This window comes from Kosakonia oryzae (assembly GCF_001658025.2).
GTDB lineage: Bacteria > Pseudomonadota > Gammaproteobacteria > Enterobacterales > Enterobacteriaceae > Kosakonia > Kosakonia oryzae.
This window is the reverse complement of the sequence record NZ_CP014007.2, coordinates 525,818-537,983: the sequence shown is the minus strand read 5'-3', so window position 1 is coordinate 537,983 and position 12,166 is coordinate 525,818. Positions and strand designations below refer to the sequence as shown.

Sequence of the window (12,166 nt, the reverse complement as noted above, 5' to 3'; positions counted from 1 at the left end):
AACCGATAAGGAAGACACTATGCAGCTTAACATCACAGGACAAAACGTCGAGATCACTGATGCTTTACGTGAATTTGTGAACAACAAATTTGCCAAGCTTGAGCAGTATTTCGAAAGGATTAATCAGGTCTATATTGTGTTGAAAGTGGAGAAAGTGATCCATACCTCGGATGCAACCTTGCATGTCAATGGAGGCGAGTTGCATGCCAGCGCGGAAGGACAGGATATGTACGCTGCCATCGATGGTTTGATTGATAAACTGTCGCGACAGCTAACGAAACATAAAGATAAACTGAAACAACACTAATTGTCCGGGCGTTCGTTTGGCGCGTTGCACCCTACCGCAACCCGGTAGGGTGCTTAGCTCTGACGGCGCTTAGGTGAAATTATGATGAATAACGATTCCGCTCTTCAATTGAGCAATGTCCTTAACCAGGAATGTACACGTAGCGGCGTTCACTGCCAGAGCAAAAAACGAGCTCTGGAAATCATCAGTGAACTGGCGGCAAAACAGCTCGGCCTGCCGCCACAGGTCGTTTTCGAAGCCATTCTTACGCGTGAGAAAATGGGCAGTACCGGTATTGGTAACGGTATTGCCATCCCCCACGGTAAGCTGGAAGAGGATACGCTGCGCGCCGTTGGTGTTTTTGTACAGCTCGAAACGCCCATCGCCTTCGACGCTATCGATAATCAGCCTGTCGATCTGCTGTTTGCACTGCTGGTGCCGGCCGATCAAACCAAAACGCATCTGCATACGCTCTCGCTGGTGGCCAAACGGCTGGCGGATAAAACCATTTGCCGTCGCCTGCGCAGTGCGCAGAACGATGAAGAGCTGTATCAAATAATCACGCAGACAGAAGGCGAAAGCGACGATGCGTAATGGGAAGAACACCTTTTTTGTCGTTGTGGGGAGAAACGGTTCATGGTCCTGATGATCGTAAGTGGTCGTTCGGGTTCAGGCAAATCCGTGGCCCTGCGCGCTCTGGAAGACATGGGTTTCTATTGTGTCGATAACCTGCCGGTCGTGCTGCTGCCTCAACTGGCACAGACACTCGCCGATCGTCAGACCTCTGCCGCCGTCAGTATTGATGTGCGTAATATGCCGGAATCTCCGGAAATTTTTGAACAGGCAATGAGCAGTCTGCCTGATGCGTTCTCGCCGCAATTGCTGTTCCTTGATGCTGACCGTAACACGCTGATTCGGCGCTACAGCGATACGCGCCGCTTACATCCGCTCTCCAGCAAGAATTTATCGCTGGAAAGCGCTATTGATGAAGAGAGCAACCTGCTGGAGCCACTGCGTTCCCGCGCGGATCTGATTGTCGATACCTCCGAAATGTCGGTTCATGAGCTGGCCGAAATGCTGCGCACCCGCCTGCTCGGCAAGCGCGAGCGCGAACTGACCATGGTCTTTGAGTCGTTCGGCTTTAAGCACGGCATTCCTATCGATGCCGATTACGTCTTTGACGTTCGCTTTCTGCCCAACCCGCACTGGGATCCGAAACTGCGCCCGATGACCGGTCTCGACAAACCTGTCGCGGCGTTCCTTGACCGGCATACCGAAGTGCACAATTTTATTTACCAGACCCGCAGTTATCTTGAACTGTGGTTACCGATGCTGGAAACCAACAACCGTAGCTATCTGACCGTCGCTATTGGTTGTACTGGCGGTAAGCATCGTTCTGTTTATGTCGCCGAACAGCTGGCGGATTATTTCCGCTCGCGCGGTAAAAACGTTCAATCCCGTCACCGTACGCTGGAAAAACGCAAAACATGACCGTAAAACAAACTGTTGAGATCACCAATAAACTGGGCATGCATGCGCGCCCGGCGATGAAACTGTTTGAGCTGGTACAGGGATTTGACGCAGAAGTATTACTGCGCAACGATGAAGGTACCGAAGCGGAAGCCAGCAGCGTGATTGCATTGCTGATGCTGGATTCCGCCAAAGGGCGGCAAATTGAAATCGAAGTCAGCGGCCCACAGGAAGAAGAAGCCCTGGCAGCCGTGATTGCTCTGTTTAACGCGGGCTTTGACGAAGACTGAGTTAGTACAGCTTATTGCTCTGCAAAAAGCCTTCGCCTCCGAGCTGGCGCATCTGGCGCAGAATCCACGCCTGACGGTTGCGGACATAGCCGGATGGCGCTGCCGCCTGGAAACGTATTGGGTTTGGCAGTACTGCTGCCAGCAATGCCGCTTCCGACATGGTTAACCGGCTGGCCGGTTTGTGGAAATAGCGCTGAGCCGCCTCTTCCACGCCAAACACGCCGTCGCCAAACTCCGCAATGTTGAGATACACCGTCAGGATACGCCGTTTCGTCCACACCGCTTCCATCCCCAGCGTCAGCCCGGCTTCCAGCCCTTTCCGCACCCAACTTTTTCCATCCCATAACAGCAGGTTTTTCACCGTTTGCTGAGAGATAGTCGACGCGCCACGAATACGGTTCTCATGGCGTTCATTATGTGAAAGCGCCTTCTGGATCGCGCCAATATCCAGCCCCCAGTGATCGGGGAAACGCTGATCCTCTGCAGCGACAACGGCCAGCGCCATCCACGGTGAAATCTCATCCATACTGACCCAGTCGGAATGAGCAACATACCCAAAGTTACCCGTCAGCCAGGCTCCAATCTGCCGCTCGGCCATCACAGCAGAGAATGGCACCGGCAGAAAGCTGAACAGCACAATGCTGCCGCCCCAGAAAATGGCCAGTACCAGTAAAACCCGCAGCGCAATACGTTTCAGCCTGATTTTCAGCGGGCCGCGAAAGCCGTTTCTCATTCCGCCAGCACCAGTATGCGCGCCACCAGCTTTTCGATCCCCACCGCAGCCTGCGCAATATCCTCAGCAAGCATATATGCTGGCGTGGTTACCACTTTATTCTCTTCATCCACCACAATATCGTCCACCGGGCACGGCACATGTTCCGCTCCCATCTCTTCCAGCATTTCAGCGATATCGACATCCGTACCGATTGTCAGACGCAGCGGGAAGTCGAAAATTTTCGGCAGCAACGCCGGAGCGATACACATAAATCCCAGCGGTTTACCCGCCTGATGCATCTCCAGCACGCGCTGTTTAAGCGTATCATCGACGACACACGCGCTGCCCTGGCTGGCGAAATTACTTAAATTTTTGGCGGCACCAAAACCACCAGGCACAATCAGCGCATCCAGATCATTTACTGATAGCTGTGCCAGAGGCCGGATATTTCCACGCGCAATTCGGGCAGCTTCGACCAGCACATTGCGGCTCTCAGTCATGACCTCACCCGTCAGGTGATTCACCACATCGCTCTGCCATTTATCCGGCGCGAAACAAACTGCCTCAGCGCCTGAACGGGCGATCGCCAGTAATGTGATCACCGCCTCATGGATTTCCGCACCGTCATAGACACCCGCGCCGCTAAGAATCACGCCTACTTTTTTCATTTTGCTCATCCTTTATGCAGCGTACCGTCGATAATTAAAAATTTTGATAAGGGAGCCTTGCTTCACACATTTCACTGATTGATGTAACAAATCATTTAAGATTTGCTATCTTATGTGCGTGTGGTCGAATTTTTTCAGGCTACGCCCTTGCAAAAAAGAGTAAAAATTACGGCGCAGCTACGGTTTCCCTGGTGTTGGCGCAGTATTCGCGCACCCCGGTTAATCCGGGGTCATTTTTTTCCAGCGTCCACCGCCGCAACCCAAGCTTTCAGTACCGCCACATCGTTCTGCCACTCCTGTTTCATCTCTTCCACCCATTCGCCGACATTGTCCCACCACGCCGGAAGATCGGGAGACTGGATCTGTTGCCCCAGTTGTTGCAGATGGCGTAAACCGACAGAGCCCGCCGCGCCCTTAATTTTATGTCCCTCTTCGGTTATGCCCTTCTGATCGCGTGCCGTAAGATTTGACTCAAGCACATTGAGATAGCCCGGCATCATTTTCTCAAAGACAGCCAGCCCATCGGTGATCAATTTAGGCCCCACCAGCTCGATATATTGCTCAAGCATGGCCGTATCCAGCACCGTTTGTATTTTGCTGTTATCGACAGTTGTCACCTGCTCCTCCTCGTTGGCGTTTGTATCCCAGAACTTTTTAATCATGGCAGTTAATGCCGGGACCGCCAGCGGTTTGCTCAATACGTCATTCATGCCCGCATCGAGATACTCCTGTTTATTTTTCAGCACGTTGGCCGTCAGCGCTACCAGCGGCGGCAGATCTTCACGCGGATAACGGCTGGTTAGCGTGCGGGAAATATCCAGCCCGGTCATGTCCGGCAACTGAATATCCAGCAGCAGCAGATCGTATTCGCCAGGGGCAAACATCTCCAGCGCGGCGCTGCCGGTCATCGCCACATCAACGCTACAACCCAGCTTTTCCAGCACCGAGCGTGCGACAATGACATTCAGCTCGATGTCCTCAACCAGCAGCACATGCAGCGCGGGCAACGGCATGTCATCATCTTCGAAAACGTCATCAACTTCTTCCGCCACTGCGGGCGCATGAACGGTCAGCGTAAAGATGGACCCGGCGCCAGGCTGGCTGCTGACAGAGATATCCCCCCCCATGTTTTTGGCGAGGCGACGCGAAACGGCCAGCCCGATACCCGTCCCCGTGGCCGGTTTGCCGCCGTGGCTATCTTTGACTTGGTAATACATGGCAAAGATCTTATCCTGCTCGTCGCGCGGAATACCGATACCGGAATCCTGCACTTCGAAGTGCAGCATTTCGCCTTCGTCGTAGCGAACGCGCACTTCAACCTGCCCTTGTGGAGTAAATTTCACCGCATTGCTGATCAGGTTCCATAGAATCTGCCGCAAACGCGTACCGTCGGTAATCACCTTGTGCGGCAGCGGCAACGTTGGCTCCAGTACAAAACGCAGCCCTTTTTGGTGCGCCTGCAAACCGGAAAGGTTTTCCAGATCGGCAAGGAAGCTGGTGAAATCCAGCGGCTGGTTATCAAGCTGAACTTTGCGGCGCTCCATTTTATCCATGTCGATAATATCGTTGAAGATATTCCCCAGTGTTACGGCGGAAACATGGATTGTCTTCAGGTATTTCTCTTGCTCCTGCGTCAAATCCGTGTCGAGCAGGATCCGGCTCAGGCCGACGATGCCATTCAGCGGTGTACGCAGTTCATGGCTAATCGTGGAAATGAAGGTGGTCTTATCCCGGCTGGCCCGCTCCAGCGCATCCTGGTAGCGTTTACGCTCAGTAATATCGCGGCCAAAGCCCATCAGCCCGTGGCGTTTACCCACGCGGTCGTAATAAGGCACTTTACGGATTTCGAAACAGGCTTTGCGCCCGTCCGGATAATCCAGCCACTGTTCATAGGTCAGCGATACGTTATGACGAAAGACTTTTTCATCAGTTTCAATAACTTTCGCCGCAGCTTCCTCTGAATAGACATCCTGCGGTTTCAGGTGAATGAGCTGCTTCTCGCTTTTGCCGGTCAGCAGTTCCATCGCCCGGTTACAGCCGGAAAATTCTTTATCTTCGTTGCGGTAGAAAACCAAATCCGGTGAGGCATCGAGGAAAGAGCGCAGAAAGGAGGATTGTTGTTCAAGCTGGATCTGCGTTTGCTCACGCTCCTGCATCTCTATTTTTAGCTGTTCAAAGGTCTCCTGGCGCTCCGCTTCAGCCTTTTCACGATCGCTAATCTCTTGATTAAGCTGGGCAATATTATCTTTTAACTGCACATTGAGCTTCAGATCGCGATCGCGCATCTCTTCGAGTTTTTCTACCAGCCGCGATAAGCGCTGACGAGATTCTTCCAGCTGCTCAACCACCACCGATAAGAAGTAGACCGCCCACGGAGTGATCAGCAGACCAAAAAAGATCGAGCGGATAACATCAATGCTCTCCACCTGACCCTGCAATACCATGGTGACCGCCATCTGCACGACGATTGCCAGCACCACCAGCGCTAAAGCCAGCAGCAAGGAAAAGCGCACCAGACCAAGCTTCATCATCAGATCGACGTAGTATTGCGCCAGTAAACGGATTTGCTTCATAGAGTTTCCCTCGGACAATTGCGCTCAATAATACTCAATTCTGGGCAAGGGATTGAAGCTTGTGTGAAAAATGCGGTGAGAGTTAAGGTTTTGTTGCCGGTTCAGGCGGGCAATTGCCAGCAACGTCCAAGCGCCGAACCTTGTCCGCCCTGCTCATTCAGATAACGATCCAGCTCCACCATGCCGGTCCAGCGGTTTTCGCACCACAGCGGTGCCAGCAGTGTCGGGCGGCGCGCGCTGGCGGAAACGCGATGATAGATCACCTCTGGCGGCGTATGGCGAATCATCTCTCCGGCAATAACGGTATACTCTTCCAGACCAATACCGTTCAGGCGGCCGGCTTCCCATGCCTTCGCCATAATACTGCCTTTCACGATATGCAGCGGATGCAGCTTAATGCCATCAACGCCAGCATCTGTAACGCGCTGTAGGGTCTCCAGGCAATCCACGCAACGTTCCCCCGGTAACCCGACAATCAAATGCGTGCAGACCTTCAGACCGCGTTTACGGGCCTGCTGCGCCGTTTTCTGGTAGCAGGCGAAATCATGCCCACGGTTGATGCGGTGCAGCGTTTTATCATGAGCGGTTTGCAGGCCCAATTCCAGCCACACTTCATAGCCCTGTTGATGGTATTCACAAAGCAAATCCAGCACCGCTTCCGGCACGCAATCAGGGCGCGTGCCGACGCATAACCCCACAATGTTCGCCTGGCTTATCGCCTGCTGATACATCGACCGCAACACCTGCACTTCCGCCCAGGTGCTGGTATAAGCCTGGAAATAGGCGAGATAGCGACGAGCGCGATTGACGAGGTTCGCCTGATGAGCAAGCTGGTCAGCAATGGATTGATGCTGCTGTGCCTCATCGGCAAAAGACGCGACATTACAGAACGTACACCCGCCGCGTCCGATGGTGCCATCGCGGTTTGGGCAGCTAAAACCGCCATGCAAAGTGAGTTTATGGACTTTTTCTCCATATCGGCGAGCAAGATCCCCACCAAACATATTGACTAATTTCTGTAACTGCATAATCTGAAAGGCCGCCCTGACGAAAGGGTGTAGCCTGCCATTTTTAGCTTTCATCGGCGATGACCTGGATCAATCGCCCCGGAAGGCTTTTATCCATTGCATAAACAGTCAATATAACCGCAATTTCATTCACCCAAAAGGTGATTACTTTTCCTTATACTCCTGCCTTATTTTGCAGAAATACGTGTGGAAGTAAAAAACAGTGTCTTCATGCAACTCTCATCCGCACAGCAGAATAAAAATCTGCCGTTAAAGACACAATCAGGACAGAACATCAGAAACTACGCTTTGGTATAGTGAGTCAGATCACACTCCGCTACCGCTTGTCGCTGCGCTTCATGAATGTAAAAAACCTTAAATAAATATAAATATCAAACAGATAATACATCTTTAGCACATTTTTGTATAAATAAGCTCGGCATTTGACCTGTGTACGGATTCCCGATAACTTGGGAATCCGCTGGAAGCTTTCTGGATGAGCAGTCTGCTCATCATATTTATGCAGTAATTGAGATTCCCTCTTAAGCAAGTCCTCAACACTTGTGTATCGATGCGAAAAGGAAATTAAAGAGGGCGACATGCGAGGCATATGCCCCGTCGCCATGCTCTTTTTGCGCCTGTGCGTATCGATCAACGGAGGGTGTCTCGTAGAGCCTGGGGAGGTTCACTGATATGTTGTACGATAAATCTCTCGAGAGAGATAACTGTGGTTTCGGCCTGATCGCCCACATAGAAGGCGAACCTAGCCACAAGGTAGTGCGTACCGCTATTCACGCACTGGCCCGAATGCAGCACCGTGGCGCAATCCTTGCCGATGGTAAAACCGGCGATGGTTGCGGCCTGCTGCTGCAAAAACCCGACCGTTTCTTCCGTATTGTGGCGGAAGAGCGCGGCTGGCGCTTAGCCAAAAATTACGCCGTGGGCATGCTGTTCCTGAATCAGGATCCAGAAAAAGCCAGCGCGTCGCGTCGCGTTGTTGAAGAAGAGCTGCAACAAGAAACCCTGTCGATCGTCGGCTGGCGCGATGTGCCAACCAACGAAGGGGTACTCGGTGAAATCGCCCTCTCCTCGCTGCCTCGTATTGAACAAATTTTCGTGAACGCCCCTGCAGGCTGGCGCCCGCGCGATATGGAGCGTCGTCTTTTTATCGCTCGTCGCCGCATTGAAAAACGCCTGCAAGAAGATAAAGAGTTCTACGTTTGTAGCCTCTCCAATCTGGTGAACATTTATAAAGGTCTGTGTATGCCGGCGGATCTGCCGCGCTTTTACCTGGATCTGGCGGATCTGCGTCTGGAATCGGCCATTTGCCTGTTCCACCAGCGCTTCTCCACCAACACCGTGCCACGCTGGCCGCTGGCACAGCCGTTCCGCTACCTGGCGCACAACGGTGAAATCAACACCATTACCGGTAACCGCCAGTGGGCGCGCGCGCGTACCTACAAATTTAAAACGCCGTTGATCCCGGATCTTCATGATGCCGCGCCGTTCGTCAACGAAACCGGTTCTGACTCCAGCTCAATGGATAACATGCTTGAGCTGCTGCTGGCTGGCGGGATGGATATCGTACGTGCCATGCGTTTGCTGGTGCCGCCAGCCTGGCAGAACAACCCGGATATGGATCCGGACCTGCGCAGCTTCTTCGACTTTAACTCCATGCACATGGAGCCATGGGACGGCCCGGCGGGCATCGTCATGTCCGATGGGCGTTTCGCTGCCTGTAACCTTGACCGTAACGGTCTGCGCCCGGCGCGTTATGTCGTCACCAAAGACAAGCTGATCACCTGCGCTTCAGAAGTGGGGATCTGGGATTATCAGCCGGACGAAGTGGTAGAAAAAGGCCGTGTCGGCCCGGGCGAGCTGATGGTTATCGATACCCGCGACGGGCGCATTCTGCACTCGGCCGAAACCGATGACGATCTGAAAAGCCGCCATCCGTATAAAGAGTGGATGGCGAAAAACGTTCGCCGTCTGGTGCCGTTTGAAGATCTGCCAGACGAAGAAGTCGGTACCCGCGAGATGGACGACGATCTGCTGGCAAGCTACCAGAAACAGTTTAACTACAGCTTTGAAGAGCTGGATTCGGTTATCCGCGTGCTGGGTGAAAATGGCCAGGAAGCAGTCGGCTCCATGGGCGATGACACCCCGTTTGCGGTGCTCTCCAGCCAGCCGCGCATTATTTATGACTACTTCCGCCAGCAGTTCGCACAGGTCACCAACCCGCCAATCGATCCGCTGCGTGAAGCCCACGTTATGTCGCTGGCTACCAGCATCGGTCGCGAAATGAACGTCTTCTGCGAAGCGGAAGGCCAGGCACATCGCCTGAGCTTCAAATCACCGATCCTGCTGTACTCCGATTTCAAGCAACTGACGACGATGGAAGAGGAGCACTACCGCGCCGACACGCTGGATATCACCTTCGACGTGACCGAAACGTCGCTGGAAGAGACCATCAAAGCGCTGTGCGATAAAGCAGAACAGATGGTGCGTAACGGTACTGTATTGCTGGTGCTTTCTGACCGTAACATCGCCAAAAATCGTCTGCCGGTTCCGGCGCCGATGGCGGTGGGCGCGATCCAGACTCGCCTGGTGGATAAGAGCCTGCGCTGTGATGCCAACATTATTGTTGAAACAGCAAGCGCCCGCGATCCGCACCACTTTGCGGTGCTGCTCGGCTTCGGCGCGACGGCCATCTACCCGTACCTGGCGTATGAAACGCTGGCGAAACTGGTCGACAACAATGCCATCGAGAAAAATTACCGTACAGTGATGCTGAACTACCGTAACGGCATCAATAAAGGGCTGTACAAGATCATGTCCAAAATGGGCATTTCGACCATCGCCTCATACCGCTGCTCAAAACTGTTTGAAGCTGTGGGCCTGCACGATGACGTTGCTGCGCTCTGCTTCCAGGGCGTAATCAGCCGTATCGGCGGCGCGGGCTTTAGCGACTTCCAGCAGGATCTGCTGAACCTCTCTAAACTGGCCTGGCTGGCGCGTAAACCGCTGTCACAGGGCGGCCTGCTGAAATATGTTCACGGCGGCGAATACCACGCTTATAACCCGGATGTTGTGCGTACCCTGCAACAGGCCGTACAGAGCGGTGAGTACAGCGATTATCAGGAATATGCGAAGCTGGTTAACGAACGCCCGGCGGCTACGCTGCGCGATTTGCTGGCTATCACGCCGAACGGTGAAGCGGTCAGTCTGAAAGATGTGGAACCGGCGAGCGAGCTGTTTAAACGCTTCGATACCGCAGCGATGTCGATCGGTGCGCTCAGCCCGGAGGCTCACGAAGCACTGGCAGAAGCAATGAACAGCCTCGGCGGCTTCTCCAACTCCGGTGAAGGTGGCGAAGATCCGGCGCGTTACGGCACCAATAAAGTGTCGCGTATCAAGCAGGTTGCTTCTGGTCGCTTTGGCGTAACCCCGGCATACCTGGTGAATGCTGATGTCATTCAGATCAAAGTCGCCCAGGGAGCAAAACCGGGCGAAGGCGGTCAGTTACCGGGTGACAAAGTCACGCCGTACATCGCCAAACTGCGCTACTCCGTACCCGGCGTAACGCTGATCTCTCCGCCGCCGCACCACGATATCTACTCTATCGAGGATTTGGCGCAGCTGATTTTTGACCTGAAGCAGGTCAACCCGAAAGCGATGATCTCTGTGAAGCTGGTTTCCGAACCGGGCGTCGGTACCATCGCTACCGGTGTGGCAAAAGCCTATGCCGATCTGATCACCATCGCCGGTTACGACGGCGGTACTGGCGCAAGCCCGCTCTCCTCGGTGAAATATGCCGGTTGTCCGTGGGAACTGGGGCTGGTGGAAACCCAGCAGGCGCTGGTCGCGAACGGTTTGCGTCACAAGATCCGTTTGCAGGTAGATGGCGGTCTGAAAACCGGCCAGGACATCATCAAAGCCGCCATTCTCGGTGCCGAAAGCTTTGGTTTCGGTACCGGACCGATGGTCGCGCTGGGCTGTAAATACCTGCGAATTTGTCACCTGAACAACTGCGCAACCGGCGTAGCGACTCAGGATGACAAACTGCGTAAAAATCACTATCACGGTCTGCCGTTCAAAGTGACTAACTACTTTGAATTTATCGCCCGTGAAACCCGCGAGTTAATGGCGCAACTGGGCGTGAAACGTCTGGTCGATCTGATTGGCCGCACCGATCTGCTGAAAGAGCTGGACGGTTTTACCGCCAAGCAGCAGAAACTGGATCTGGCGAAACTGCTGGAAACCGCCGAGCCGCACCCAGGCAAAGCGCTGTACTGCACGGAAAACAACCCGCCGTTTGATAATGGCGTGCTGAACGCGCAGTTGTTACAGCAGGCGAAACCGTATGTCGATGAGAAGCAGAGCAAAACTTTCTGGTTCGATATCCGCAACACCGATCGTTCTGTGGGCGCTTCGCTGTCTGGCTACATCGCGCAGTATCATGGCGATCAGGGGCTGGCAGCCGATCCGATTAAAGCGCATTTCAGCGGCACTGCAGGCCAGAGCTTCGGCGTGTGGAACGCAGGCGGCGTTGAACTCTATCTGACTGGCGATGCCAACGACTATGTTGGTAAAGGTATGGCGGGCGGTTTGCTGGCGGTGCGTCCGCCGGTGGGTTCGGCCTTCCGTAGCCATGAAGCGAGCATTATCGGTAACACCTGCCTGTATGGCGCAACCGGCGGTCGTTTGTACGCTGCGGGCCGCGCAGGCGAGCGTTTTGCGGTGCGTAACTCCGGCGCCATCACGGTTGTAGAAGGCATCGGCGACAACGGCTGTGAATATATGACCGGCGGCATTGTTTGCGTGCTGGGTAAAACCGGCGTCAACTTTGGAGCAGGGATGACCGGTGGCTTTGCCTATGTACTGGATGAAGACGGTGAATTCCGTAAACGCGTTAACCCGGAGCTGGTGGAAGTGCTGAGCGTCGATGACCTCGCCATCCATGAAGAGCATCTGCGCGGTCTGATCACCGAGCATGTGCACCATACCGGTTCTCAGCGCGGCGAAGAGATCCTGGCGAACTGGCCAGCATTCTCGTCGAAATTCGCCCTGGTGAAACCGAAATCCAGCGATGTCAAAGCCCTGTTAGGTCACCGTAGTCGTAGCGCGGCAGAGTTGCGCGTGCAGGCGCAGTAAGGA

9 protein-coding genes are annotated in these 12,166 nt (G+C 54.0%); 5 read left to right on the top strand and 4 right to left on the bottom strand.

The genetic code is table 11. From position 1 onward, the window contains the following. Positions 1-19: 19 nt before the first annotated feature. The 4 genes from hpf (at position 20) to npr (ending at position 2,046) form a co-directional block, all read left to right on the top strand. Positions 20-307 carry a ribosome hibernation promoting factor gene (hpf, locus tag AWR26_RS02570; RefSeq protein ID WP_064563370.1) on the top strand — a complete coding sequence of 96 codons (288 nt, stop codon included), beginning with the start codon at positions 20-22 and terminating at the stop codon, positions 305-307. Between the two features lie 81 nt (positions 308-388). Beyond that, positions 389-880 carry a PTS IIA-like nitrogen regulatory protein PtsN gene (ptsN, locus tag AWR26_RS02565; protein WP_007369895.1) on the top strand — a complete coding sequence of 164 codons (492 nt, stop codon included), beginning with the start codon at positions 389-391 and terminating at the stop codon, positions 878-880. Between the two features lie 42 nt (positions 881-922). Continuing rightward, complete coding sequence (rapZ, locus tag AWR26_RS02560; RefSeq protein WP_007369894.1) at positions 923-1,777, top strand: RNase adapter RapZ; 855 nt, start codon at positions 923-925, stop codon at positions 1,775-1,777. Continuing rightward, positions 1,774-2,046 (top strand): PTS phosphocarrier protein NPr, encoded by a 273-nt coding sequence (gene npr, locus AWR26_RS02555; protein ID WP_043956377.1) that lies wholly within the window; start codon positions 1,774-1,776, stop codon positions 2,044-2,046. The genes rapZ and npr overlap by 4 nt, the downstream gene beginning before the upstream one ends. 1 nt (position 2,047) lies before the next feature. Here npr and mtgA read toward each other — a convergent pair whose 3' ends face one another. The 4 genes from mtgA to AWR26_RS02535 form a co-directional block, all read right to left on the bottom strand. After that, positions 2,048-2,779, bottom strand: a complete 732-nt coding sequence (mtgA, locus tag AWR26_RS02550; RefSeq protein ID WP_064563369.1) for a monofunctional biosynthetic peptidoglycan transglycosylase — start codon at positions 2,777-2,779, stop codon at positions 2,048-2,050. Then, entirely contained in the window at positions 2,776-3,429 is a 654-nt protein-coding gene (gene elbB, locus AWR26_RS02545) for an isoprenoid biosynthesis glyoxalase ElbB (protein ID WP_064563367.1), read from the bottom strand. The genes mtgA and elbB overlap by 4 nt, the downstream gene beginning before the upstream one ends. Positions 3,430-3,659: 230 nt before the next feature. Next, positions 3,660-6,002 (bottom strand): aerobic respiration two-component sensor histidine kinase ArcB, encoded by a 2,343-nt coding sequence (arcB, locus tag AWR26_RS02540; RefSeq protein ID WP_064563365.1) that lies wholly within the window; start codon positions 6,000-6,002, stop codon positions 3,660-3,662. A 101-nt stretch (positions 6,003-6,103) separates the two neighbouring features. Further along, on the bottom strand, positions 6,104-7,030 hold the full coding sequence (locus AWR26_RS02535; RefSeq protein WP_064563363.1) for a TIGR01212 family radical SAM protein: 927 nt from the start codon (positions 7,028-7,030) through the stop codon (positions 6,104-6,106). Positions 7,031-7,702: 672 nt separating this feature from the next. Between AWR26_RS02535 and gltB the strand changes: the two genes are divergently transcribed. Continuing rightward, a complete protein-coding gene (gltB, locus tag AWR26_RS02530; protein WP_071892589.1) occupies positions 7,703-12,163 on the top strand; it encodes a glutamate synthase large subunit in 4,461 nt (1,486 codons plus the stop codon). The last annotated feature ends 3 nt before the right edge of the window (positions 12,164-12,166 follow it).